The sequence below is a fragment of the Sulfurimonas sp. genome (assembly GCF_023228785.1).
In the GTDB taxonomy this organism is placed as follows: domain Bacteria; phylum Campylobacterota; class Campylobacteria; order Campylobacterales; family Sulfurimonadaceae; genus Sulfurimonas.
The window spans coordinates 1-26,778 of record NZ_JALOAN010000014.1 but is presented as its reverse complement, the minus strand read 5'-3'; the positions used below and the strand labels follow the sequence as shown (position 1 = coordinate 26,778).

Genomic DNA, 26,778 nt, shown 5'->3' with positions numbered 1-26,778 from the left:
CTTTTATACTTGTCCCTATGGACAATAGTAAAAAATCCTAATATTTCCTATACTAACTACAATAAAATTTTATCCATAATAGGAAGAGAAAATGGCAGTAGTAATAGCAACAGTAAAAGAGATAGAAGGTACATTTTTTGCAAAAGATAGTTCTTCAAATATTATAGAGTTAAAAAAAGGTGATGTTATCACTAAAGATATGTTAGTTTTTGGAGATAAAAGCAATAGTTCAAGTGCTAAGATCGAGATGAATGTTGAAGGTGGAAGTAGCATAGTTTTAAATGCTACGCAAGAACAACTATTTGATGCCTCTCTTATAGATGAGTTGAGCCAAGAAGAGGGCTTAACAGAACTTAGTATAAAAAAAGCACTAGATGAAAGTTTATATGCACAAGAAGATGCAGAAGCTAAACAAGAGAATGAAGATCTAGCTCTTTTAGATGAGACTGCTGCGGGTGAGGAGAGACCAAAGAGTAGTGAAGCAGGAGAGGGCGAGTTTGAGCAAAGAGATGGCGCTCAAACTGACATAACTTCAGAACTTCGTGACGCTGAGTTTGGTTTAGATGGCACAAACAGAGAGTTAGACGAAGATCAGATAATAATCAATAACACTACTGATGAAATTGATCCTCCTTATACATCTAGCTACACATTAACTTCATCTATGACAGGAGATGAAGATGGTGCAACTGTTACTTATACTGTAACATTTGACACTCCTCCAACAGCTAATGAAACTATTACATTTAAGGTAGATGGTGTTGAAAAATCAATCACAGTAAAAGCTGGAGAAACTACAGGAACAACAACACTTGAGTACAGCGATCCAGATGTTTACATAGATCCAGACACTATCTCAGCACCAACAGATCTAACTACTACAAATAATAGTGGCTACGATACATTAACACCAGTTAATAGTGCAACTTCACATGAGATTACAGATACAATCAATGATACAACTGTTACACTAAATGATGTAACAGTAAATGAGGGTGCAGGAACTGCAACAATCTCTGCAAGCATAGATAATGCACCAAAAGATGGACCACTTGTAATTGCTCTTGATAATGGATCTACAGTAACATTTAATGTTGGAGAAACATCAGCAACTTCAACTCCATTTGCTATCCAAGGTGATGATGCATATAAAGATGGTGAGACAATCATTGTAAAAGCAAGCGTTCAATCTGGTGGAGATGAGTTTGAAAACCTAGTAACAACAGATACAGCAACAGTTACAGTAAGTGATACAATCAATGATACAACTGTTACACTAAATGATGTAACAGTAAATGAGGGTGCAGGAACTGCAACAATCTCTGCAAGCATAGATAATGCACCAAAAGATGGACCACTTGTAATTGCTCTTGATAATGGATCTACAGTAACATTTAATGTTGGAGAAACATCAGCAACTTCAACTCCATTTGCTATCCAAGGTGATGATGCATATAAAGATGGTGAGACAATCATTGTAAAAGCAAGCGTTCAATCTGGTGGAGATGAGTTTGAAAACCTAGTAACAACAGATACAGCAACAGTTACAGTAAGTGATACAATCAATGATACAACTGTTACACTAACAGCAACATCTACAATTACAGAAGCAGGGGCAGATGTAATTTACACTGCAACTCTTACAAACGCAAGTCAAGGTGATACAGTAGTAACACTTGATAATGGTAAGACGATTACAATCACAGATGGTCAAACTACAGGAACTGCAACTGTAACAGTAGCAGCAGATGAAGATGTATATTTAGATGCAACTTCAATGAGTGCAGCTATCACAACAGCAACAGGTGGAAACTTTGAGAACCTAGTAGTAGATTCAACTCCAGCAGTAACAACTATTACAGATACAATCGATACAACAACAGTTTCACTTACAGGAACAGTTACAAAACCTATAGTAATAGATATAGGTAATGTAAAAGATACACAAAATGGTGTTGAAATTACTGCTTATGATATAGAAGGTAATGAAACAGAGATCTCTATAAATACAAATGAAAACCATGCTGGATTTGGTGTTGAAGGAAAATCTTCAGGTGATGATAGTGAGTTAGGGCATAAAGACGGCAACAGTGAAAAAATAGTTGTTGAGTTTGATAATGAAGTGAAAAGTCTTGATGTGGCATTTGCTTGGAGACATAATGGTGAAAAAGCTGTAGTTACATTTATAGATAAAGAAGGAAATGTAGTAGGTTCAGCAATGATCTCTGGTGGAGGAAACGATCAAGAAGCTTTAGTGACTTATTATGATGAGAATGGTATTAAAACAAAAGAAGAAGCAGCCGCAGGTGGTTCAGATGAAATTGATTTAGAATATAAGTTTGAGCCAGGAAATGGTCAAACATTTTCTAAAGTTGAATTCTCAGCTCCAGGAGATAATGATGATTATTTAATCAACAAAATAGTTTATAAAGAGGTAGTAAATTCGGACACTTCTAATGTTATAAATGAAAATGGTGAAGTTACATTAGAGATACAAACATCAAATCCGCCACAAGAAGGTACAGCAGCAGTTGCTACAGTTGTAGTATATGGAGTAGAGCACAGTATTGAATTAGATGTGAATGGTAGAGGTACTTTAAATGTAGTATTAAAAGAAGGTGAAGAGTTAAATGCTACTGTTACAGAAATAAAAGGTGGTAACTTTGAAGCTGTTGAACTGAGTGGAGCATCATGGGAATTACCTAACCTTGTTCCAACAAGCTTTAATAATGAGTCGCATGAAATGAATTTTAATGAGGCAAATATAGATACAAACTTAGTGTTAACTCTTGATATTTCAGGAAGTATGAGCAGTAAACTGGCTTTGGCTAAAGAATCATTGGTTAATCTGATCAATAAGTATGATGAGCTAGGTGATATTAAAGTTATGTTAACAACATTTAGTGATTATGGAAGTACTGTAAAAGAAGGTAATTCTGTTTGGTTATCAGCAGAAAATGCAATAGAAGCTATTGATAAGCTTAAAGCAAAAGGTGGTACAAACTATGATGATGCTTTATTAAATATAACTGCTGGATTTAGCAAAGAAGAAGCACCATTAGAAGGAAAAACAATCTCATATTTTGTATCAGATGGTGAACCAACTTATGGAATGTATCAAAAAAACAATGGAACTTGGAAAAGAGATGGAAATGGTAGTAAATTAACGGATATCAATGATGATATAGTAAATAATTGGAAGGCTCTAAATATTGATAAGACTTACACTATTGGTATAGGAACTGACGAATTAAATGAATATTTAAGAGAGATATCTAAAACTCCAGATGATGATGTTATTATCATTAATGATGCAAAGGATTTATCATCAACATTAGAGAGCACAGTTGATGCTTCGATCAAAGGTAATGCATTTGATAATATATCAGGCGGTGATGGTGAAATCTCTATAGATAGTATTAGAGTTGATGATAATGAGTACACAAAAAATAGTTTTCCAGAAGATGGTTTAGCTATTGGTGAAGATGGGAAATTATTATTTGATTTTGATACAGGGGACTACTCATATAGTGCAAAATCAGACGAGTTTGATAATAATACAGTCAAATCATTTAGTGTTACTGCTAGTGATGAAGATGGAGATGAAACTACATTTGATGTAAACATTGATATCCAGGTTGATGCCCAAATCAATACACTTGTGTTAAATAGTAAAGAAAACATTGACTTCTCAAACATAGATAATCTTGAGAAAATAGATACTATAGACTTAAGCCAAGAAGGGAAAAATGAAGTTCTAAACTTAAGTTTAGAGGATGTTTTAGAAATTAGCAATTCTGGCAAAAGTATAACCATCAAAGGAGATGATGAAGATAAAGTTAGCTTTGCTGATACAGATGACTGGACAAAAGGTGATAGCTCTGATGGCTTTATCACATATACAAATGATACAAATTCAGATGTAACAGTAAAAATAGATGAAGATATTCAACAACCTATAGGTTAATACTTCTATATATTTTCTCACTCTAAATGAGTGAGAAAATAGTTTTATCTTTCGTAATCCTCTCGTAATCAAACCAAATCAACATTTTGCTACAATATTGAAATATTTTTTAAGGCAAGTATGGATGAGTGCTAAAATAGTTGTAGTTGAAGATGAAGAAGATTTACTAGAACTTCTTGAGTATACTTTAACAAAAGAAGGCTTTGAGGTTATAGGATTTTTAAATACCAAAATAGTTACTCAGATATTACTAGAAGAAGAGATAGATCTTCTTATTATGGATAGAAATCTCCCTGGTGTTGAGGGGAGCGAGTTTGTCTCAGAGTTGCGTCAAGATGGGATCTTAACTCCTGTAATATTTCTAAGTGCTAAAAACAGAGATCTAGATATAGAAGAGGGTTTTTTAAGAGGGGCTGATGACTACATAACAAAACCTTTCAATATGAAAGAGCTGACTTTGAGGATCAAAGCAGTTCTAAAGAGAAGTAGTAAAAAATTTCAAGATTCAAAAATCACACATAGAGATTTGAGCTTAGATAGTAGAACTAGAGAGGTTTTTGTAGATAAAAAAAATATAAGTGTGACTAAGTTAGAGTTTGACCTGCTCTATGAATTTATGATAAACAAAGGTAGTGTCTTAGAGCGTGACTACCTTCTTGAAAATGTCTGGGAAGATTCTGATGAATACCAGTATAAAACTGTAAATGTAGCTGTAAATCGTCTAAAAGATAAGATAGATCCTAAAAAAACAAAAGAGTACATTCAAACAGTACGCGGGGTTGGATACAAGCTGTGCTAAAAATACATCAAATCTTTATCATAAAGTTTTTAATTCTCTTTGTAGGAACTCTTCTTCTAGCCTCTTTGATAGGCTATATAACTTTAAAATCAACAATCATAAATCATAATGAAAAAAATCTTCAAAACTCTATATCTTTGATAGAGTTAGAGATAGAAAATATAGAGAATTTACAAGATTATGCTACAAATGTGAGCCAAGCAACAGAGTTAAGAGTAACTATAATAGGTGAAAATGGAAAGATCATTGCAGACTCTTTAGCGGATGAATCAACTATGGATAATCATAGTTTAAGATATGAAATTCTGCATGCAGATAGTGACTCTTTTGCACATGCTATAAGATATTCTAAGACACTCAAGGTTGATTTTTTATATGTTGCAAAAGCAGTAAAGTATAGAGATAGTTTAATCTATATAAGGCTCTCTATAAGTTTAGATGCGATTATGAGTGAGTTTTACTCTTTATACTCAAAACTTTTTTTACTCTTTTTAATAGTTGTTATTTTAGCTTTTTATATCTCCAAAAGGATGAGCGAGAAAGTGCTTTTAGATATCGCACAAATTACAAATTATTTGGATGAGATCTCTAGTAAAAACTACAAAGCTGTTATAAAAATAAACTATTTTTATGAATTTTTACAAATTTCACTGATGTTAAAAAACCTAGTTAAAAAACTCCACTCAAGAGAGAAGCAAAAAAGAAAATATACTGCAAAACTTAGACTAATAAATAAGCAGAGAAGCGACATGCTCTCAGCTATTTCTCATGAGTTTAAAAATCCAATAGCTGCAATAATCGGTTATGCCCAAACACTCCAAGATGATGAAAATATAGACTCCAAAATGCGACAAAAATTTTTGGGTAAAATCAACTCAAATGCAGATAAAATAACACAAATGATAGATCGTTTAACTATATCTATAAAGCTTGACAATGATGACTTGAAGATACAAAAAAGCTATTTTGATCTCAAAGAGCTATGTCAGGAAGTTGTCTCTAATCTTTTGCTTAAATATAAAGATAGAGAGATATTCCTTGATGTAAAAAGTGTTACAGTAGAAGCAGATAAAACTATGATAGAGTTAGCTCTCATAAACCTTATAGACAACGCTTTAAAGTACTCTAGTGATGAAGTAAAGGTCGTCTTAGTGGATAATACTCTGCAAGTTGTTGATAAGGGCATAGGGATACAAGAGAAGCATCTAGATAAGATAACTTCAAAGTTTTATAGGGTGAATAAAAACTCTTGGGATAACTCTATGGGTATAGGTTTAGCAATGGTCGAATATATACTAAAGTTGCATAGATCTAGACTAATAATAGAGTCTAAGTTTACTAAAGGCTCGATATTTAGTTTTTCTATAAAAGAGATGTTAAAAAAATAGCAAATTGCCATATATTTATAAGTTTGTTTTTTCTTTAGCTATATTTTTACTACTTATTTAGTAGGAGAATATATGCGAGATTTTCATGGAGTTATTGAGGTTTTAAAGTTATACTTGGAAAAAGATAAAAAAGAAAAAATCTTAGATAAAGATGTGGCATGTGCCCTAAAGATGACTCAAGCAAACTTTGCAACAATAAAAAGAAGAAATTCAACTCCTTACAAGCATATATTGGAGTTTTGCAAGGATGAAAATCTTTGTTGTGGAGAGATTTTTTTTAGCTAATTTTTTGACTGTATAGTTATTTTTGTAGCTTCAAAAAGCTCTATTGCTTTTTGTACCATTGGCTCATTTTTGATAGCTGAGTTATCTATCTCTTTTGTATCCTGAGATGATGAACAAGAAGTTACACAGCTACCACTTCCTCCTATCTCGGCATCTTCTATCATAGAAGTGCTTTGCTCATATTCTGGCTCTTCTTGCTCTTTTAGAACTTCATTTTTTTTTTGAGTTATCTCTTTAGTGCAAGGCTCATGCTTTATCTTTGTCTCAAATCCAAAAGTTTCTCGCACAAGTTGCTTTATAACAGAGAAGCCATGAGTCAAGACTTTTTTACAATCATCATTGGCACAACTCTCCCATGTCAGAGTTTCATCTACATAAGAGACAAAACTAATAGACTCTTCAAAGCAAGTTCCAAGATCTGCGTTTCTATCTTTTATACTTTGTTTTAATTCATCAAACATTTTAAGCGAAAGATTTGGAAGTTTTATCTCTTCTTGTGGCTTTGGGATCTCAGTTTTTTCTGCAACATCAAGATCTGGGTGTTGCTCTTGTGTGTTTACTTCAGAAATTTCTTCTTGAACACTCTCGTGAGGTTCTATCTTTACGCATGAGATCTGAGGTCTTTGTACCTCTTTTTGTAAAGATTCTATCATCTGATCAACTTCTTTAATTCGAAGAGCTTCAACCATCTTAAAAAATATCAAAGAGATTACAAAAGAACCATCTGCATTGATGCTAAAGAGATATTTTGAGTCACTTAAAATTCTAAAAAATCTATCCAAAACTAGAGTGGAGTAGAGTGCATCTTGGTTATACATCCTCTCTTTTAAGTAGACTATAAGTTCATCTACAACCATCTCAGCTTCATAATCTTCTAGTATCTTAGTAAACTCAACTAGTTTTGCATAGTCTTTTGCAAAAACTGCACTAAAGAGATCCATGATAAATTTAGGATCTACAAGCCCCAACATATCTGTAACAGTGATAACATCTACATGATTTTTAGAGTAGATGATGGCTTGATCTAGCAAGGTTAGTGTATCTCTTAGACTTCCATTCCCACTTCTAGCTAAGATCTCAAGTGCATCGCTTTCATACTCAATTTCTTCTAAATTTAAAATATGCGCAATGTGATCTATGATCTTTTTAGTAGCAATAGACTTAAATCTAAAGTGCTGAGTACGACTAAGTATGGTAGCTGGAAGTTTTAGTGGATCTGTTGTAGCTAAGATAAATTTTACATAACTTGGCGGTTCTTCAAGCGTCTTTAAAAGAGCGTTAAAAGCAGGAGTACTTAACATATGTACTTCATCTATGATAATTACTTTAAATCTTGCACTTGTTGGTTTGTATTTAGTCTGCTCAACCAAGGCTTTTATATCATCTATACCGCGATTTGAAGCAGCATCCATCTCTATGATATCTATATGACGATTTTGCAGAGCTAAGGTGCAGTTTTGACATACTCCACAAGGCTTGTGTGAGATGCCTTCCTCGCAGATAAGTGCTTTTGCAAAGATACGAGCAGTTGAAGTTTTTCCGCTTCCTCTTAGTCCTGAGAAAAGGTAAGCGTGAGAGAGTCTTTTTGAATCAAGTGCTAAAGAAAGAGTTTGGGAGATCGTCTCTTGACCTATAAGTTCATCAAAATTTGAGGGTCGATACTTTCTTGCTAATACTTCAGAAGATTCTTTCACATTCAACTCCAGATCTAATTTGAGGGGATTTTAACATCTAAAGGGTTAAATTACGATTTAAATAGAATTTTTATAGGAGACTTTAAAGCAAGCGATGATAGTATTTCATTATCAAATTTGAGAGTATGAGATGAATGTAAAGAGTAAAAGTATCGCAATTGTTAACTTTATAGGTGTTGTTGAAGAGCGTAATGCTAGATTGATACAAGGTTTGATAATCTCTAAGTTAGATATGTATAAAGAGCAAAAGATAAAAGCTGTCTTAGTCTCTTTTAAAAGTGCTGTATACAAAGAAAATTCTAAAGATTTAGTCTCTTTAGTGAAAATTTTAGATGCACTATCTAAAAATACAGGTCTAGGTATCGCTATTATTGACTACGATGTAGAGCTTTTTAAAATACTAAAAATTGTTGCCAAAGGAACAAAAGTAAAGCTCTTTAAAAATGCAGAAGTAGCAACTCTTTTTTTAGATCCAAAGGTATATAAAGAGGCTATCTGCGTTTTACTTTATGATGAAGATGAACAAAACTCAAAAGATTTGGCATCAGAACTCTCAAAGTATGGTTACTCTGTTATTCGTGCAAAAGATCCAAAAGAGTTTCAAGAAAGAATGCATGAAAAAGCACACGATATTATTATTACTCAAAGTGCTTTAAATGAGAAGATAAGTAATGTTGTTGAGTCTAAGAATAAGTTACTTCTATCTAAAAAACTTATAATAAACCTTCCAGTTTTTATGGATACTGCAGTTGAGACTCTTGTCTCATTTACAGGACTTCATGCACAAAAGTCAGCTCATAGTATCAAAGGCTTTGATACAAGCATAGATGCAGATAATATCTGTGCTGTTATGCATTTTAAAGGTGATCTAGAAGGTTATTTTACACTTGTATTTCCAAAAAGTTTAGCCATTATAACATTAGAGTCACTTCTTGGCGAAAAGATTAGTGATAACGATATGGAAACATTAAGAGATGGCGTAGGGGAGTTTTGTAATATCATAACTGGATCTATTAAAACTGCTTTTGATAAAAAAGATATAAAGCTTTTGTTTGATCTTCCAAAGACTTACAACTCTTTAAAAGCAACTCAAGGTTATATCGGTGAAAACAATGGTGTTTGGATAGATATGCAACTAGCCGATAAACCTTTTTATATGTTTATCACAAAATAATTGAATGTTCTGAACAATTAGCAAACTAGATCCTGAATCAAGTTCAGGATGACGAGGCGGGAGTTAAGGATGACGAGACAGCAATTCAGGATGACGAGACAGCAATTCAGGATGACGAGACAGCAATTCAGGATGACACCTCCTCACCGTCATTCCGTGCTTGACACGGAATCTAGTTTGTATATTAATCAGAGGGTTCAATTTAACCTAAGACTAAAGAGATAACCACTTAGATGCGATAGCTTTTAGAGCATCTGGATTTTCTGATGCAAAGAATTTTAGAGTAGGTTTTTTGTACTTGTGAGTAAACTCAAACTCACTTTGTAAATACTCTACTATAGCATCTCCAGAATGAATAATCGTACAATCATTTGAAAAGTAGTTTCTTATAGAATCTGAAATTAGTGGAAAATGAGTGCATCCAAGTATGATAGCATCAGGTTTTTGTACATCTTTAAAGTAGTGCTTTAGTGTTGCATCTAAGACTTCTCCACTATAGATCTCTTCTTCAACTATTGGCACAAAAAGACTTGTAGCTTTTACTTGAAGGTTTTTATAACCTCTTTCATTTAGACCCAATTCATATGCTTTTGAGTTTATAGTAGCTTTTGTTGCGATGATAAGAATGTTTGAGTCTTTTTTTGGTAGTGAATTTATAGTAGCTAAGATCCCAGCTTCGACAACTCCTATTACAGGACAAGAAGCGCTCTCCCTCATCTCCTGCAGTGCGTAAGCACTCACGGTATTACAAGCTACAATGATTAGATCTAGCTCAAAGTTTTTGAAAAACTCAACTGCTTCTATAGCGTAGCGAATGATAGTGTTTTTATCTTTGATACCATAAGGAACGCGAGCGGTATCTCCAAAGTAGATAATTTCTTCAAAAAGATTATGTTCAAGAAGTGACTTAACAACAGTTAAACCACCAATCCCGCTATCAAATACACCTATTTTCATTATTTCTCAGTATTCATACTCTCTAAGAACTCAGCATTAGTCTCTTTTTTGCCCATCGTTGTGTAGATAAACTTAAGAGCTTCAACTTCATTATCTTGTTTGTGTAGCATTTGGCGAAGGATAAATACTTTTTGTAGAGTATCAGGACCGATAAGAAGTTCATCTTTTCTAGTTCCAGATTTTAGTATATCGATAGCTGGGAAGATTCTTCTCTCAGCTATTTTTCTATCAAGAACAACCTCAGAGTTTCCAGTACCTTTAAACTCTTCAAAGATAACTTCATCCATTCTACTTCCAGTATCTACTAGTGCAGTAGCGATAATAGTTAAACTTCCGCCATTTTCAATATTCCTAGCTGCTCCAAAAAATCTCTTTGGTTTATGTAGAGCATTTGCATCAACACCACCAGAGAGAACTTTACCGCTTGATGGAGTTACAGTGTTATAAGCACGAGCAAGACGAGTGATCGAGTCAAGTAATATGACTACATCTTTACCTAACTCAACTCTTCTTTTTGCTTTTTCTATAACCATCTCAGCAACTTTAACATGGTTTTTTGCAGGCATATCAAAAGTAGAGCTATAAACATCACCTTTTACGCTTCTCTCCATATCTGTAACTTCTTCAGGTCTCTCATCAACAAGTAAAACCATTAAATCAATGTCAGGATGATTGGTAGATATACCATGAGCTATCTCTTTTAAAAGCTCAGTTTTACCACTTCTTGGAGGCGCAACAATCAAACCTCTTTGACCTCTACCAATAGGAGCAAAAAGATCCATCATACGGCCTGTTAGACCTTTTTCTCTGTACTCAAGTTTGATTTGATCTAGTGCATATAGAGGAGTGAGGTTTTCAAAAAGAGGTCTTTTTTTACTCTCTTCAGGAGGTAATCCATTTACTGCTTCTATTTTTATAAGAGCGTAGTATCGTTCTTGATCTTTAGGAGGTCTAACTTGACCAGTTACAACATCTCCGTTTCTTAGAGCAAAACGGCGGATTTGAGTATTTGATACATAAGCATCATTTATACTTTCATTAAAACTTTTATCTATAGAGCGGATAAATCCGTATCCATCTTGCATAATCTCTAAAATCCCACTAAAGAGGATAAAACCACCCTGTTCAGTCTGAGCTTTGAGTATTTCAAATATAACATCTTGTCTTTTTAACTCATTTGGATGTTCTACATTTAACTCTGAAGCTATTGATACAAGCTCTTCTATGCTTTTTGTGCGTAGCTCTTCTACGCTTGTACCTTTAACTGGTTTATGGGTTCTAGATTTTGTGTTGCTTCTTGGGCTTGTTTTGCGGGGTGTTTGTGAATTGTTTTCACTCATAAAGTATTTACCTTAGTTTAGTTTTGGATATGTTTTGCAGGGGATTCTCTTAAGTTTAATGGGAGGATTTTACAATAATAAACCCTCTAAAGTCAAGAGTATAGGCTATTTTGCTATTTCGTTCCATCTAGCGTTTTAAAAAGTAGCTCAGATAAAGATGCTCTGTCTTTAGTATTTACATGACTAAACATCTTCTCTTCAAGTGCAATAACATCGCTAAGAGACTTCTCAACTATCTCTTTACCACTCTTTGTTAGTCGGACAAGTTTACTTCTTTTATCCTCTTTGTTATCTAACCTTTTTATAAAGCCCTTTGCATCTAGTTTTTTTAAAACTTTTGTCATCCCACCTGAAGAAAAAAAGAGTCTCTCATAGAGCTTTGTAGGGCTTAGTGTGTGTTTCTCATCTACAGATGAATGAAGAGAGGAGAGAACATCAAGCTCACTAGTTGAGATAGAATACTTCTCTTCTAGTAAAATAGTGATGCGAGCTAAAATCTTCTCAGAGATAAGAATAAGAGGGAGTGTAACATAAGCTATGCTACTCCCTTTTGAGATTTTTTTGTCTTTTTTGCTTAAATGTAAAATTAACTCATTTGAATTCATAAGGCAAATTATACTCAGATAATACTTTTAAGTAAATGTCTATTCTAATATCACTTTATCTTCTTTTGGTGCTAAGTTTTTTACAAGCATATCTATGCACTTTTTATATCTTTTTTGATCCTCAATTTTCTCAAAACTCTTACTTATCATTGAATAAACAAAAAAACTTGGCACATTTTTATATAAACTCTTTAATATATGAATAATAGTTTTTGGCGAGATATGGTGGCTAAGGTTAAGATTGTTTTGTTCAGTTAAAGAGCAGGCTAGAGCGTAGTGGTTTTTTTCATCATAAGATGCATCTATAAAGATTATCTCATCAGCGTCCAATAGCTTTAATACTATCTCTGGAGTGAGTTGATGCATAGAGAGTAACTTGGTGTTTTTTAAATTTAGCTTTTGGAGCTCTTTTATAGTGTCAACTCCAAAAGCATCTTCGCCTCTTAACTCATTTCCATAACCGATGATTACCCTCATCAGCTTCTATCAATCACTTGTATTACTTTTTTGTTATGGTCTCGAATTTCTACACTTGAAGATACAATCCCTAATGCGTGAGTAGAACAGCTAAGACAAGGATCAAAGCATCTAATTACCGCTTCGACTCTGTTTAGAGCACCATCAGTTATATTTTTTGGATCTACAAATCTCTGAGCTACTTGCTTTACTCCTGCGTTCATTGCAAGGTTGTTGTTTCCAGTCGCAATGATAAGGTTTACTCCCGTAATTATGCCATCTTTTGCTACATGATATTCATGAAAAAGAGTTCCTCTTGGAGCTTCGGAACATCCAACACCTTTTTCATAACTGACAGTCGAAGTTGATCTTACGTTATCACTCATCGTCTCATCACACTTTAAAAGCTCTTCTATCTTCTCAATAGCGTATATCATCTCTATAAGTCTTGCATAGTGGTAGTAAAAAGTGTTAAGTACAGGTTTTCCATCATTTAGAGCTTTGAACTTTATAAGTTCTTTGTCCGCGATAGGAGTTCCACATGTTTTAGCGATGTTTACTCTGGCTAATGCACCTACACGGTACATTCCCTGCGGATAACCTAGAGGCTTATAGTATGGTGATTTTAGGTAGCTAAATGTCTCAACTGCCTCTCCTATATACTCTTTATAATCTCTAGGTTCGATATTGTCTTTTAAGATATTTCCTTCGCTGTCCATAAAGCAAAGTTTTCCATCATAATGTTCAAGCGTACCTTCATCGTTTGTTATAGCCATAAAAAGTGATGGAAATGAACCTAGGTAGTCTATCTCTTCTTGAAATTTATGAAGATTTTCTCTAAAAAATTCTAAAGCACTCTGTGCTATTTTTAGCATAGCTGGAACTTCTTCTAAGATCTTCTCTTTTGTGGATTCTTCTATTTTATGTGATGCACCGCCGGGGATTATTCCTGTAGGATGGATCCTTTTACCTGCTAGATCTTCTATGATTTTTTGTCCAAAGGCTCTTAGATTTATACCGTCTCTTGCCATTTGTGGATGTGTTTGCATCATTTTAAAGATATTTCTATCCTCTTGTGGAGCATCAAAGCCGTAGATAAAATCAGGGCTAGAGAGATGGTAAAAGTTTAGCGTATGAGATTGGAGCATTTGCGCTAAGTTTACGATTTTTCTTATATTTACACCTGCTTTTGGAGGTGTAACGCCTAGTATCTCATCTATAGCTTTTGTTGCTGAAACTACATGGCTTACTGGGCAGATCCCGCATGTTCTAGCTGTAAGAGCTGGCATCTCTGTGTATGGTCTACCCTCACAAAACTTCTCAAATCCGCGATACTGTGTCACATGTATCTTCGCATCTTCAACTTCATTATTCTCATTTATATCTATAGTTATTTTTGCGTGTCCCTCAATTCGTGTTACTGGGTCTATTACTATTGTCTTTTTTTGCATAATTATTTTCCAAATCTTGTTAGTTCATGTATTTTTATCTCTCTACCCTCTATTAGAGCTTTAAGCATCTCATAAATTGCATCTGCTGGAGTAGGACAACCTGGCAGGAAATAGTCAACTTTTACAGCCTCATGTAGAGGTATAACACTCTCAAGTAGTGTTGGTACTACTTCGGATGGATACTGTTGGTTTAGATCTGCGAGATCAAAATATCCCTTTTGTAAAATTGCCTCACTACCGTAGAGATTTTTCATAGCAGATACATTTCCAGTAATGGCACAATCTCCAAGAGCTAAAATAAGCTTAGAGTTTTCTCTTATCTTTTTTATAATCTTTAAGTCATGATCTGTGCTTAGTGCCCCCTCGACTATAGTTAAGTCAACATTTTTGGGAAACTCTTTCATATCAACATAGGGACTATAAACAACATCAACAAACTCGGCTAACTCAATTAGTCTCTCATCCATATCTAAAAAAGACATATGACAACCAGAACAGCCATCAAGCCAGATGGTACCTAGGCGTATTTTTTTCATTTCTGACCTCTGTTTCTAACAAGCTCTGTAACAATCTCTCGTTTTTTAATAATCTCTTCTTCACTTATATCTTTTTCATAAAGCGCACCAGTAGGGCAAACATAGACACACTTTCCACAACTCGTGCAGCTCGTTGAATCTGCCCAAGGCTCATCCATATCGTGGATGACTCGTGTGCCTAAACCTCTACCAAATAGATCAAGTGCATGCGCTCCCTCTATCTCATCACAAACTCTGATACATCTAGTACACAAGATACATTTGTTTGGATCATTTACAAAGTTTTTATGTGAAGCATCTATCTCAAATCTCTGGTTTAAGTAAGGAGTGAAACTGTGACTAAGTTCAAGTTCTACGGACTTACTTTGAAGCTGACAATCTCCATTGACCACACAAGTGCTACATGTATGATAGCGCTCTGAGAACATCATGGAGAGTATCATCTCTCTTGCTGCTTTTATCTTAGGTGAAGAGGTGGTTACTTCCATTCCCTCTTTTATCTTTGCAGTACATGAGGGGATAGGTTCATGTCTTCCTTCTATTTCGACTATACACATTCTACACGAACCAACATCGCTAAGACCTTTTAGGTGACACATAGTCGGGATCTCGATACCGTTGTCACGAGCCACTTCAAGTATGGTTTGGTTAGATTGCCCCGTAACGCAAATACCGTCTATTGTAAATTTTTTAACTCTTACTTTTTCTCTAATCATCACATATTCCTGCTAGATATTCATCTTCAAAGTACTTTATAGTGCTAAGCACTGGATTTGGAGCAGTTTGCCCAAGTCCACAAAGGCTTGTACTCTTTACAACTAAACACATCTCTTTTAAAAGAGTGAAGTCATGTTTTGTCGCCTCTTTTGCTATAAACTTATCAAGAAGTCCTGTAAGTTGCGTTGTTCCTACTCGACATGGTGTACATTTTCCACATGATTCGTTCGCACAAAAGTCCATAAAAAAGCGTGCGATCTCTACCATATTGGAGCTATCATCCATCACTATAAGCCCACCACTTCCCATGATAGAATCCACCTCTTTAAGTGATTCATAATCAACTTCTAAATCTAGGAGATGTTCTGGAATACACCCTCCACTAGGACCACCTGACTGGATGGCTTTAAATTTTCTACCATCTTCAACACCGCCGCCAATATCGTAAACAAGCTCTCTTAAAGTTGTTCCCATAGGAACTTCAACAAGCCCAGTATTTTTTATATGTCCTGATAGTGCAAAAACTTTTGTTCCGCTTGAGTTTTGTGTACCTATAGACTTAAACCACTCGCCACCATTTTTAATGATTGGAGCTATGTTTGCAAATGTTTCAACATTGTTTAAAATAGTAGGTTTTCCCCACAAACCGTGGTCACTTAAGTGTGGTGGTTTCTGTCTAGGATGACCACGACCACCTTCTATGGAAGCTATAAGAGCAGTTCCCTCTCCACATACAAATGCACCAGCACCTAGTCTTATCTCGATAGTAAAACCAAATCCACTCTGAGCGATATTTTGTCCTAAGATACCGAGTTTAGTAGCTTGTTTTATCGCTCTAGTCAACCTTTTGACGGCTATGGGATACTCAGCTCTAATATATATATAACCCTTATCCGCACCACACGCAAAACCAGCTATTGCCATTCCCTCTAAGACTCTGTGAGGGTCACTCTCCATAACAGCCCTATCCATAAAAGCACCTGGATCTCCCTCATCGCCGTTACAGATGATATATTTCTGCTCACTCTGAACTTTTGAGACGCTCTCCCATTTTAGTCCTGCAGGATAGCCTCCGCCACCACGACCGCGAAGTCCACTTATCTTTAACTCTTCTATGACATCTTTTGGGCTCATTTCATCTAAGACTTTAAAAAGAGGTATATAGCCATCATGTGCTATATAATCTTCTATATCTTCAGGATCAATTATCCCCTCATTTTCAAGGACAATTCTAGTTTGCTTTGTGTAAAAATTACTAGTCATATCGATTTCTATCTCTCTTGGATTTGCATCGTTTTGACTCTTTTTTATCTGAGCTAGTTCTTGAAGTTCTTCTATGGATGTAATCATTTTATACTCTCCTCAATATCGCAAAGCGGATTTTCTAGCGATACATTTGCTTTTATATCTTCATCAAAAACTATAACAGGAGCGATGGAACATGTTCCAACACATCTAGCAGTCAAGAGTGATAAAGCCTCATCCGAAGTCGTCTCTCCTGCTTTGATGCCGTATCTTTGTTCGATTTTTTGAAGAATTTTATCCGCACCTTTTATATGGCATGCTGTTCCTGCGCAGACTACAATGTTGTGTCTGCCTTTTGGTTTTAATCTAAAGTTGCTGTAAAAAGTTGCAACTCCGTAAACTTTTGAGTATGGCAGTTGTAAGCGTTTAGCAATAAATTTAAGAGTATCAAGTCCAAGATAACCAAAAATTCCTTGAGCATTATGAAGAACTTCTAAAAGAGCATTTTTTTCATATCCAAGCTTTTTTATAATTTTTTCAAGTGCATTGTATCTGTCGTCAGTAGCTGTTGACATTCTAGACTCCGATTTAGTAGAGATTTTTCATATTATAAGAAAAAGTTGATTAAAATCAACGTAATATTTTGATTTTGACGGACACGCGTCATCCTGAGCAAACAAACCGTCATCCTGAACTTGATTCAGGATCCAACTTAATAATTGCTCAAAATATTCAATAGTTAAAGAGTATATAAATATGTAATAGCTATCCGAAAATTCTAAAATTCACCATTGTTTTGTGGGGTATAATACAAAGATAAATTAAGAGAGGATATGATATCTTTCGAGCAAGGTAAATATAAGGAACAGTAACATATGAAACACCTACTATTATGCGTAATTATATTTTTAAACATTCAAGGGGCAGATGAGAAACCACGAGCTTCTTTAGTAGTGACTCAAGTTGTAAAAGAGGGTTATGCCTCAGCTCTACAAAGCTATGTAGGCTCACTATACTATGATATCAACTCAAATCTAGCATCACAAAGTTCAGGTGCAGTTAGTAGAGTTTTTGTAAAAGAGTCTCAAGCGGTAAAAAAGGGCGAAGTTTTAGTAAAATTAGATAGTTCAATCCTTGAAGCAAATATCAAAGCAAAAAAAGCGATGCTAAATTCATACTTAGCAAACTTTACAAAACAGCAAAAAGATCTCCAAAGAGCAGATGCACTACTAGAGAAAAACTCTATAGCTCAAAGTTCACATGATGCTACTTTTTATACATTAGAAGCTCTAAAAGCTGAGATAGAGGCACAAGAAGCTGAACTTTTATCTATGAATATACAGCTTGATAAGATGAGCATAAAAGCACCCTTTGATGCTATTGTTGTAAAAAGAAATGTAGATGTTGGGGAGTGGGTTACAGAGGGAAGTAGTGTTTTAAATATAGTAGATCCAAAGAGTATAGAGGCTGTGGTAAATGTTCCAAGCCAACTCTTAGGCATACTAAAAGAGGGACAAAAACTCCAAGCAAAGATAGATGAAAGAGATCTAGAAGTTAGCATCAAAAGTATAGTTCCATTAGCAGATACAGCGAGTAGAACACTTCCACTTAAACTCTCTTTTTCATCTGAGAATAGCTTAATTGAGGGAATGCGAATAGATGTAGAAGTTCCAACTCTAAAAAAACAAAAAGTCTTGTTAGTTCCTCGTGATGCAGTTATTAAAAGATTTGGCAGTTATGTAGTCTTTAGCGTTGTAGATGCTAAAGCTGTAATGATAAATATAAAAGTAGTAAACTATACTCAAAATGAGGCTGCAATCCTTAGTGATGAACTTAGTCCTGGACAGAGAGTTGTTACAAAAGGAAATGAGAGAATTTTTCCAAATATGGACGTAGTTGAGAAGGGCAACTGATGAACTTTATAGATCTCTCTATCAAAAAACCCGTAACTATTTTTGTGGGTGTTCTCTTAATCATAATGTTTGGTTTAGTGGCTCTTTCGCAGCTTCCATACAAACTCACACCAAATGTTGTAGAACCTGAGATTGGTGTTATTACAGTTTGGCCGGGAGCTACTCCTAGTGAGATCGAGCGAGATATTGTTCAAAAACAAGAAGATCAACTAAAATCTACTCCAGGTTTAGTTCATTATGAAGCTATGGCATCAGATAATATGTCTGAAATTACTCTAACTTTTGATGTCTCAACTGATATGAATAAGGCTCTGCTTGAAGTCTCAAACAAGCTAAATCAGGTTGAAAATTATCCTGAGAATGTTGAAAAACCAATTATCCAATCAGCAGGTTCAACTGCCTCACCCACCATATGGATGGGATTTATCGCAGATGATGATAATGATAGAGATATAGACACATATCTTTCATTTTTAGACAATGAGATAAAAGAGCAGTTTGAGCGTATACAAGGAGTTGCTGGGATCTTCGTTCCTGGTGGAACACTAGATGAGCTTCACATAAATCTCTCACCTGCAAAACTTGCAGCTCACTCTTTAACTATAGATGAAGTAGCAAGTGCCATAGTAGCGGAAAACATTGATACAGCCGCTGGAACAGTGGACATAGATAGACGAACTTATCGCGTTAGAACTTCTGCTAGGTTTAAATCCATAGAAGAGTTAGAACAGATGGTGCTTTTTAATGATGGAGTAAGAAGCATACGCTTAGGCGAAGTGGCGAAGATCTCAAAAGGTCATGCAAAAGTAGTTGCAAATATCTTACAGTCAAGCGGAGATGTGTTAAATAAAGCGCTTATCTATGGTGTTAGGATGGAGCCATCAGCCAATGTTGTTGAGACTACAAACCAAGTTGAGGAAGTTTTTAACCATTTAAATGCAAATGTTTTGCCAGAACATAAGATTCACATTGACTGGTTCTTTGACCAAAGAGGTTATATCCAAGGTGCCATCGAGCTAGTTCAGCAAAATATTGCAGTTGGCGGAGTCTTAGCAATTGTTATCTTACTCCTTTTCTTGCGTTCATTTTTACCTACTGCTGTAGTCTCTGCTGCTATTCCTATAAGTGTAATTGCGACTTTTATAGTTTTGAGTGCGATGGATAGAAGTCTAAATACCATCTCACTAGCTGGAATCTCTTTTGCCGTGGGGATGTTGCTTGATAGTGCCATCGTTGTTTTAGAGAACATCGATAGACACTTAAAGATGGGTAAAAAACCATTTGAGGCTGCACACGATGGAACTGTGGAAGTTTGGGGTGCTTTAGTCGCATCTGCACTTACAACCATTGCAGTTTTCTTGCCTGTTATATTTTTACAATCAGAAGCAGGACAACTCTTTAAAGATATCGCCATTGCAGTTACTGCTGCTATCACATTCTCTCTTTTTGTATCTATCTCTGTTATACCAATGTTATGGACTCAGTTTTTAAAGGTGAGCAAAGTAGATCATGAAAAAGAGCATGAAGTAGCTAGTAAGCCAAGGGATTCTTTTTTGGTAGCTATGGCAAAAAAAGTTGGTGCTTTTTTTATGGGTGCAGTTGAGTGGAGTTTAAAAAAAAGAATCAATCAGTTTGTAACAATCATATCTATGGGAGCCCTCTCAGGATTTTTGATTTTCATCTTTTTCCCAAAGATGGAGTACTTACCACAAGGTAACCAAAACTTAGTGATGAACATACTCATTCCACCTCCAGGACTCTCAGAAGATGAGAAAAAAGATATAGGAAAAAAGCTTCACGAACATATGAAACCTCACTATAGTAAAGATGTGGGTGGCATTCCACCTATTAAGCATACATTTTATGTCTCATATCAAGATCTTATTATTCAAGGAATGATCTCCACAGAGGAGAGTAGAGCGGCAGAGTATGTTCCTTTTATGATGCCAGCGGTAAATAGCTTTCCTGGAATATTTGGTATCTCGCTTCAAAGAGGTGTGTTTGAGCAAGGAATAGGCGAGGGTAGAAATATCGATATCGACATAAGCGGTCAAGATATGGAAAAACTAACTCAAATCGGAGGAATGCTCTTTGGTGCGATTTCTCAAGGTATGAAAGGCGCTCAAACTCGCCCAGTTCCATCCATAGAAGTTCTTTTTCCAGAGGCTCTGCTTCTTCCAGATAGAAATGCCCTTGCAAGTGTTGGAATGAGTAGTAGAAGTTTTGGTTTTGCAGCAGATGTACTGCTTGATGGTAGAAAAATTAGTGAATATACAGCAGATGGAGCGAAGTCAATAGATCTGATACTAAAATCAGACGATGAGCTTATTAATTCGCCAGAAGCACTATATTTAACTCAAATAGCAACTCCAAATGCAGGACTCGTTCCTATCTCTGAACTCGCGCATCTGCAACATACTACAAGTATCACTAAGATTCGTCACGTTGAGGGAAAAAGAACCATAACACTTCAAGTGACACCACCAACTACTATGACACTTGAAGAGAGTATTGAGAGGTTGGCTGCTATTGTCAAAGAAACAGTACCTGAGACAATGCTACAAGACTCCACAAAGGTAAAACTAGCAGGAAAGGCGGATAAACTAGCCGAGACTATAGAGTCTATGAAGTATAATCTCCTTTTTGCGCTAGTTATTATATATCTTTTAATGAGCGCACTCTTTGCTAACTTCTTGTATCCACTTGTCATTATGTTTACAGTTCCTATGGCTACTGCTGGAGGATTTATTGGGCTAAAACTTACAAATATGTATGTAGCTCCACAACCACTAGATGTTCTAACAATGTTAGGGTTTATCATACTTATCGGTATCGTTGTAAACAACGCTATTTTGATAGTTCATCAGTCACTAAATAACATCAAACATAGTGCCATGGCTTACAAAGAGGCTATAGTTGAGGCTACTAGCTCAAGACTTAGACCTATCTTTATGAGTTCACTAACTTCGGTTTTTGGAATGTTACCACTTGTTTTAGTACCAGGACCTGGAAGTGAGTTTTATAGAGGTTTAGGTTCAGTTATCACTGGTGGATTGGCTCTTTCTATGCTTTTTACTATCTTAGTAACACCAGCACTTTTGTATCTATTTTTAAGTTTTAAAAAAGATGAAAATGCAAAGGAGATCTCATGAGAATTGCACTAATATTTGTATTTTTTTATACTACACTTTTTGGTTTGACACTAGAAGAATCCTTGGAGTTAGCACTGCAAAACTCTCCAAAGTCTATGATATCTAAGAGCAATGTCAAGTATAATGAGCTTAAAAAAGATGAAGCAAGTTCTGCTTATCATCCAACTCTTGATGCAGGTTTTGAATATAAAGAGCTAGAGAAAACAACAGCCTTTTCCTTTAGTCCAACTCATAACTATAATCTAAGTCTAAAGTACAATCTCTTTAGAGGTTTTACTGACTCTTCAACCATAGACTCTAAAGAGGCAGAGATTATGTCTGCTAGACTTGAATCAAAGGCAGTAGTAGCAGATCTAAAGTTAGATGTTATAGTAGCTTATACAAACTACTTAAAAGCGCAGAAACTTATAGTCTCACAAGAAGCAGAGTTTGCTTCACTTACAAAACAGTATGATGATACGAACAATAGGTACGAACAAGGGATCATCGCAAAAAATGATCTGCTAATGATTGATGTTGAGAGACTAAAGTCAGAACAAGCTCTTATAAAAGCAAAGAGTGACTTTGTGGTTGCAAAGAGCGCACTAGAAAATATCATAGCTACAAAGATTTCAAAAGATGAGACTATTTCTGACTTTGATGCAAGTGTTGATGAGGTTACAAATATAGAGGAGCTCCAAGAAGAGATGATGCACAATCGTAGCGAGATAAAAGCAATGATGTTTAAAAGCAAATCTCTTGTTGCTCAAAGAGATGCAGTAGAAGGTAGATATCTTCCAAGTGTAGATCTGCTTGCAAGATATGATCTAAACGATAAAGAGAGAAAATCAGGAACAAATATAGTCCAACCAAAAGATCAAACAACTTATAGTGTAAATATTTCATGGAATCTCTACTCAGGTGGAAAAGATTTTGCCGCACAAAAAGCTCTTTTAGAAAAAGATAATCAACAAAACTATGAGTTAAATCAACTAAAGCTAGATCTAGCTAGTCAGTTAACAAAGGCTTATCAAGATCTTATAGTAGCAAAGAGTGCTAAAGTCGTGGCAAAAAAAGCAAAAGAGAGTGCAGAGGAGAACTACCGTATCACTGCAGATAGATATAGTTATGGAGATGTAGATACACTTACACTTTTAGTCTCACAAACTAGCCTAACTCAAGCTACAAATGCAGATAATAATGCATACTATAATCTCTATGTAGCTTATAAAACTCTTCGTAGAGTCGTGGCCGAATAATGGCGTGGTTTTGGTTAGTTTTAGCAGGACTCTTTGAGATACTTTTTGCAACATTTTTAAAGCTCTCAGATGGCTTTACAAAGCTTGGATTTACTCTAGCTTTTGTAATTGCAGCTGCTTTTTCTTTTTTCTTTTTAACTAAAGCTATGCAAGTTATCCCAGTTGGAACTGCCTATGCTGTGTGGACAGGTATCGGAGCTGCAGGAGTTGCAATCTTTGGCATCTTCTTTTTTGCAGAAACACTAAGTTTTGCAAGAGTCTTTTTTATCTCAACTCTCGTACTCTCTATCATCGGTTTAAAAGTAGTCTCAAGCTAGATCTTGTTAATCGTTCGTTAAACTCCAATTAACATATGGTTAATGTGGTGAGTCTATACTTCTCTCATCAAACAAAGGAGTTCACAATGAACAAAAAAATAATCTTAGGTTTAACAACTGCACTACTTTTAGCTACATCGGCGATGGCTTATGACGGACATAAGGGTAAACATCATGGAAATGAAAAATCGTGCAAGATGAAGCAAAATAACAACAAACATAAAGGTTCTCATATGTTTGTAGGTATGGTAATGAAGCTAGATCTCACAGACAAGCAAAGAGCCGACGTTGTCTCTATAGTTAAAGAGAGCAAGCAAAATATGCCAAATCCTAGCAAAGCATTTTCAGAGACTTCTTTTGATAAAAAAGAGTTTATAAAGTTAGCAAAACAAAATAGAGATGCAAAAATAGAGCGCAAAGCTGATATGATTGAAAAAGTATATAAAGTTTTAAACTCTTCTCAAAAGAAAGACTTAAGAACTATGCTTGACATGAAAGATATTATGAAAAAAAATAGAGGTAAAAATTGTAATGCTAAAAATTGCAATGGTGGAAGATGATAGAGATCTAGCTGAAGTACTGACTCAGTACTTAGCGAAATTTAACATCAAAGTTACAAATTTTGAAGATCCATTTATAGCTTTGAGTGCTATTGCTCTAGCGGAGTTTGATCTAGTCATACTAGATCTCACTCTTCCTGGCATGGATGGCTTAGAAGTTTGTAAAGAGTTAACCTCAAAGTACGATATTCCCATTATAATCTCAAGTGCAAGAAGCGACATAACAGACAAAGTTATAGCACTTGAACTAGGTGCTGATGACTATCTTCCAAAACCTTATGATCCAAGAGAGTTAGAAGTTAGAATAAGAACAGTTCTTAGGCGAAAAAACAAGTATATGCCAGAAGATGAAGTAGAAGAAATTTTTGTCTTAGATGAACAAAAACAAGAGATAAAAAAAGATGGCAAGTTTATAAAATTTACTCCAGCTGAGTTTGGGGTGATGTCTTTAATGTGCAAAAGAAAAGGTTTTGTAGTTTCAAGATATGATATTTTAGAAAGCTGTGACTTGTTTTGTGGCGATGAAGATAGCTCAAGTATCGCCGTGATAGTAAATAGGATCAGAAGCAAGATAGAAGATGATCCTAAAAATCCAAAACACTTCCTAACCATCAGAGGTATGGGATATAAGTTGATAGAATGAATAGAAATTCGATAACTTTTTTTATAAGCATAACTTTTTTTATTGCACTACTTTTAGTTTTACTAAGCTTTGGGATCTTGTATAAAGTGAGTGAACAAAGAGAAGAATTTTCCACTCAAAAAAGAAATATGCAAGCAATAAGAATGTTTATTAGAGAGTTTAAACATCGTGGTATAACAAAAGAGCTTCAAGAAGATTTAGAACTTCTTAATTACTCCGTAATAAGCCCAGATATAGAACAAAAAATACTAAAAAATCCAAACTTACAATCTCAAAAATCACATAAAAAACATAAAAATCATATGCAGATACAAGAGTTAAAACTCGATGGTAAACACTATATCTACATACAAAGTAAAAGAGGTGATGCTCTTTTGTTAAACAACAATGAGTTGCAGAGCTATAGCCATCTTATATTTGCTCTTTTTATATTTGTTTTTTTTGTGTTTTTATTTCTCTATCTTACAACTCTAAAGAAGCTAAAACCATTAAAGAGTTTAAAGCAAAAGGTTGAAAATCTTGGAGATGAGGAGTTTGATATCTCTTGTGCGAGTGAGAAAAAAGATGAGATCTCGCTTCTTGCAAATGAGTTTGATAGGTCTGCAAAAAAGCTAAAAAAACTAAGAGACTCTAGAAATGTTTTTATAAGAAACATCATGCATGAGTTAAAAACGCCCATCACAAAGGGGAAGTTCTTAACAGAACTTGCATCTACAAAAGAGAACAACCTTAAGATGCAAAAGGTTTTTTACAGACTAGAATCACTCATAAATGAATTCGCTTCTATTGAGGAGCTTATCTCTACTAAAAAGAGAGTTGAGCTAAGAGAGTATCACTTAGAAGATATTATAGACAATGCAACAGATCTGCTGATGTGCGATGAAAAAAGTGTAGTAAGAGAGTTTGAAAATATCAACATAAGAGTTGACTTTAAACTCTTTAGCATAGCTGTAAAAAATCTTATAGACAACGCAATAAAATATTCACCAGACAAAGAGGTGGTTATAAAAACAGATGGTATAAAAATTATATTTGTAAATAGAGGTGAAGCACTGAAATATGATCTTGAGAGATATTATGAGCCGTTTTTTAGCCCAGACAAAAGAGAAGTAGATCAAGGCTTTGGACTAGGACTATATATAGTTGAAAATATCATTAGTGCGAATGGGTATGAGTTAGCGTATAAGTATAGAGATGGCTTAAATATCTTTACACTACAAGAGAAGAACTAAGTTTTAAACCTATCTTTATAGCTACATTTTTTACATAACTCTTCTACTGCAACACCATCTTTAAAACCCTCTATAATCTCTGTAGATCTTTGTGAAGTAAGAATATCTTTTAAACTCTTGTGATGTAAGTTTCCAAGGTTTATAACACCATCTCCATCAAGACAACATGGAACTACAGTTCCATCTGAGAGGATCCCAATATGAGAAGAAAGCCCATAACAAGGTGCGTCACTGTTGTGAGAACTCTTTAATGATGGCCACTCAAAATAGCTATCAAAGTTTAGTAGTATTTTTGAAGCTAAGCGAAGAGACTCTTTTTTGTTTTGGTGATGAGTGCTTAGATCAATGTTAAAAAAAGAGTTAAGTTTTCCAAAAACTTGGTCGTTGTATGGATCTGCGACTGAAGAGTCTTGAAGGTTCCAAAGACGAAGATTTATAAATGGTTTTGGGTAGTTTTGAAGCTTTTTTGAGCAGAGATCTAGGACAGAGTTCATATAGTCATCAAAACTAAGATTTAGGCTGTTTTTATTGAAGCTGTTTAGCGAGATATTTAGTTGGCGAACAGAGTCGTGAAAGAGAGTTTTTGCATCGTGGTTTGGTAAAAAGTAACCACTTGTTGTGAGCTCCACTTCAAAGTTGTGTTTTTTGGCTAGATCTAAGTAATGGACAAGGTTTGAGAGAAGCAGAGGATCTCCCATAACATGAAGAGCAAGAGATCTTGTATAAGGCTTTAATTGAACAATGGTTTCTTCAAAAAACTCTAATGTCATAGTCTTTGAAGGATTTACTTTAGGAGGACAAAAACTACAAGCAAGACCACAAATATTTGTCACTTCAACATGAACACGATGAAACTTCATAAGCACTCCTAAAATTTGTCTACAACTTTAGCATAAAGAGAGTGAAACTAAGTATTCTCGTTCCCACGCTCCGCGTGGTAATGCATATAAATCTAAATAAACTTATATACACTCCAACGCAGAGAGACTGTGAAAGAACTTTCTAAAAGAACTCTTAAATAAGGGTTCTTTTAATCCCTAAAATGGTACAATACCGTCATAAAACTTCGTAATATAGGGCTTTGATGAGTAGTAATTATAAAGAAGGCT

Annotated in this window: 23 protein-coding genes; 12 read left to right on the top strand and 11 right to left on the bottom strand. The window is 35.0% G+C overall.

The window, feature by feature from the left end; genetic code table 11:
• The first annotated feature begins 91 nt into the window (after positions 1–91).
• The 4 genes from M0Q24_RS05200 to M0Q24_RS05185 all read left to right on the top strand — a co-directional run bounded on the left by M0Q24_RS05200 (position 92) and on the right by M0Q24_RS05185 (position 6,439).
• Positions 92–3,967, top strand: coding sequence for an immunoglobulin-like domain-containing protein (locus M0Q24_RS05200; protein WP_295048114.1), 3,876 nt, complete (start codon positions 92–94; stop codon positions 3,965–3,967).
• Positions 3,968–4,091: 124 nt separating this feature from the next.
• Positions 4,092–4,766, top strand: a complete 675-nt coding sequence (locus M0Q24_RS05195; RefSeq protein WP_295048112.1) for a response regulator transcription factor — start codon at positions 4,092–4,094, stop codon at positions 4,764–4,766.
• Positions 4,760–6,154 carry a HAMP domain-containing sensor histidine kinase gene (locus M0Q24_RS05190; RefSeq protein WP_295048110.1) on the top strand — a complete coding sequence of 465 codons (1,395 nt, stop codon included), beginning with the start codon at positions 4,760–4,762 and terminating at the stop codon, positions 6,152–6,154. The genes M0Q24_RS05195 and M0Q24_RS05190 overlap by 7 nt, the downstream gene beginning before the upstream one ends.
• 72 nt (positions 6,155–6,226) lie before the next feature.
• Positions 6,227–6,439, top strand: a complete 213-nt coding sequence (locus tag M0Q24_RS05185; protein WP_295048108.1) for a hypothetical protein — start codon at positions 6,227–6,229, stop codon at positions 6,437–6,439.
• Here M0Q24_RS05185 and M0Q24_RS05180 read toward each other — a convergent pair.
• Entirely contained in the window at positions 6,436–8,133 is a 1,698-nt protein-coding gene (locus M0Q24_RS05180) for a DNA polymerase III subunit gamma/tau (RefSeq protein ID WP_295048106.1), read from the bottom strand. The two genes, M0Q24_RS05185 and M0Q24_RS05180, sit on opposite strands and share 4 nt — an antisense overlap.
• 130 nt (positions 8,134–8,263) lie before the next feature.
• Here M0Q24_RS05180 and M0Q24_RS05175 point away from each other — a divergent pair, with 130 nt between their 5' ends.
• Positions 8,264–9,307 carry a chemotaxis protein CheX gene (locus tag M0Q24_RS05175; protein WP_295048104.1) on the top strand — a complete coding sequence of 348 codons (1,044 nt, stop codon included), beginning with the start codon at positions 8,264–8,266 and terminating at the stop codon, positions 9,305–9,307.
• A 213-nt stretch (positions 9,308–9,520) separates the two neighbouring features.
• Here the strand turns inward: M0Q24_RS05175 and murI are convergent, their stop codons facing one another.
• From murI to M0Q24_RS05130, 9 genes are all read right to left on the bottom strand, one after another.
• Entirely contained in the window at positions 9,521–10,264 is a 744-nt protein-coding gene (gene murI / locus M0Q24_RS05170; RefSeq protein ID WP_295048102.1) for a glutamate racemase, read from the bottom strand.
• The gene (gene rho / locus M0Q24_RS05165; RefSeq protein WP_295048100.1) at positions 10,264–11,604 is read right to left on the bottom strand and encodes a transcription termination factor Rho; all 1,341 of its coding nucleotides are present in this window, start codon (positions 11,602–11,604) and stop codon (positions 10,264–10,266) included. The genes murI and rho overlap by 1 nt, the downstream gene beginning before the upstream one ends.
• A 113-nt stretch (positions 11,605–11,717) precedes the next feature.
• Positions 11,718–12,209: a MarR family transcriptional regulator gene (locus M0Q24_RS05160; RefSeq protein WP_295048098.1), complete on the bottom strand. Its 492-nt coding sequence runs from the start codon at positions 12,207–12,209 to the stop codon at positions 11,718–11,720.
• A 39-nt stretch (positions 12,210–12,248) separates the two neighbouring features.
• Positions 12,249–12,686, bottom strand: coding sequence for a hydrogenase maturation protease (locus tag M0Q24_RS05155; protein WP_295048096.1), 438 nt, complete (start codon positions 12,684–12,686; stop codon positions 12,249–12,251).
• A complete protein-coding gene (locus tag M0Q24_RS05150; protein WP_295048094.1) occupies positions 12,686–14,116 on the bottom strand; it encodes a Ni/Fe hydrogenase subunit alpha in 1,431 nt (476 codons plus the stop codon). The genes M0Q24_RS05155 and M0Q24_RS05150 overlap by 1 nt, the downstream gene beginning before the upstream one ends.
• Positions 14,117–14,118: 2 nt before the next feature.
• Positions 14,119–14,652: a hypothetical protein gene (locus M0Q24_RS05145; RefSeq protein ID WP_295048092.1), complete on the bottom strand. Its 534-nt coding sequence runs from the start codon at positions 14,650–14,652 to the stop codon at positions 14,119–14,121.
• On the bottom strand, positions 14,649–15,368 hold the full coding sequence (locus tag M0Q24_RS05140; protein WP_295048090.1) for a 2Fe-2S iron-sulfur cluster-binding protein: 720 nt from the start codon (positions 15,366–15,368) through the stop codon (positions 14,649–14,651). Before M0Q24_RS05140 ends, M0Q24_RS05145 begins: the two co-directional genes overlap by 4 nt.
• Positions 15,361–16,719 (bottom strand): NADH-quinone oxidoreductase subunit F, encoded by a 1,359-nt coding sequence (locus M0Q24_RS05135; RefSeq protein ID WP_295048089.1) that lies wholly within the window; start codon positions 16,717–16,719, stop codon positions 15,361–15,363. The genes M0Q24_RS05140 and M0Q24_RS05135 overlap by 8 nt, the downstream gene beginning before the upstream one ends.
• Positions 16,716–17,189: an NAD(P)H-dependent oxidoreductase subunit E gene (locus M0Q24_RS05130; protein WP_295048087.1), complete on the bottom strand. Its 474-nt coding sequence runs from the start codon at positions 17,187–17,189 to the stop codon at positions 16,716–16,718. Before M0Q24_RS05130 ends, M0Q24_RS05135 begins: the two co-directional genes overlap by 4 nt.
• A 300-nt stretch (positions 17,190–17,489) precedes the next feature.
• Here M0Q24_RS05130 and M0Q24_RS05125 point away from each other — a divergent pair, with 300 nt between their 5' ends.
• From M0Q24_RS05125 to M0Q24_RS05095, 7 genes are all read left to right on the top strand, one after another.
• On the top strand, positions 17,490–18,527 hold the full coding sequence (locus tag M0Q24_RS05125; protein WP_295048085.1) for an efflux RND transporter periplasmic adaptor subunit: 1,038 nt from the start codon (positions 17,490–17,492) through the stop codon (positions 18,525–18,527).
• Entirely contained in the window at positions 18,527–21,679 is a 3,153-nt protein-coding gene (locus M0Q24_RS05120) for an efflux RND transporter permease subunit (protein WP_295048083.1), read from the top strand. The genes M0Q24_RS05125 and M0Q24_RS05120 overlap by 1 nt, the downstream gene beginning before the upstream one ends.
• On the top strand, positions 21,676–22,917 hold the full coding sequence (locus M0Q24_RS05115) for a TolC family protein (protein ID WP_295048081.1): 1,242 nt from the start codon (positions 21,676–21,678) through the stop codon (positions 22,915–22,917). The genes M0Q24_RS05120 and M0Q24_RS05115 overlap by 4 nt, the downstream gene beginning before the upstream one ends.
• Positions 22,917–23,234, top strand: a complete 318-nt coding sequence (locus M0Q24_RS05110; protein WP_295048079.1) for a multidrug efflux SMR transporter — start codon at positions 22,917–22,919, stop codon at positions 23,232–23,234. Before M0Q24_RS05115 ends, M0Q24_RS05110 begins: the two co-directional genes overlap by 1 nt.
• An 86-nt stretch (positions 23,235–23,320) precedes the next feature.
• Entirely contained in the window at positions 23,321–23,794 is a 474-nt protein-coding gene (locus M0Q24_RS05105) for a Spy/CpxP family protein refolding chaperone (protein WP_295048077.1), read from the top strand.
• A complete protein-coding gene (locus M0Q24_RS05100) occupies positions 23,766–24,437 on the top strand; it encodes a response regulator transcription factor (RefSeq protein WP_295048075.1) in 672 nt (223 codons plus the stop codon). Before M0Q24_RS05105 ends, M0Q24_RS05100 begins: the two co-directional genes overlap by 29 nt.
• The gene (locus M0Q24_RS05095) at positions 24,434–25,669 is read left to right on the top strand and encodes an ArsS family sensor histidine kinase (protein WP_295048073.1); all 1,236 of its coding nucleotides are present in this window, start codon (positions 24,434–24,436) and stop codon (positions 25,667–25,669) included. The genes M0Q24_RS05100 and M0Q24_RS05095 overlap by 4 nt, the downstream gene beginning before the upstream one ends.
• Here M0Q24_RS05095 and M0Q24_RS05090 read toward each other — a convergent pair.
• On the bottom strand, positions 25,666–26,529 hold the full coding sequence (locus M0Q24_RS05090) for an SPASM domain-containing protein (protein ID WP_295048071.1): 864 nt from the start codon (positions 26,527–26,529) through the stop codon (positions 25,666–25,668). The two genes, M0Q24_RS05095 and M0Q24_RS05090, sit on opposite strands and share 4 nt — an antisense overlap.
• Positions 26,530–26,778: the final 249 nt, after the last annotated feature.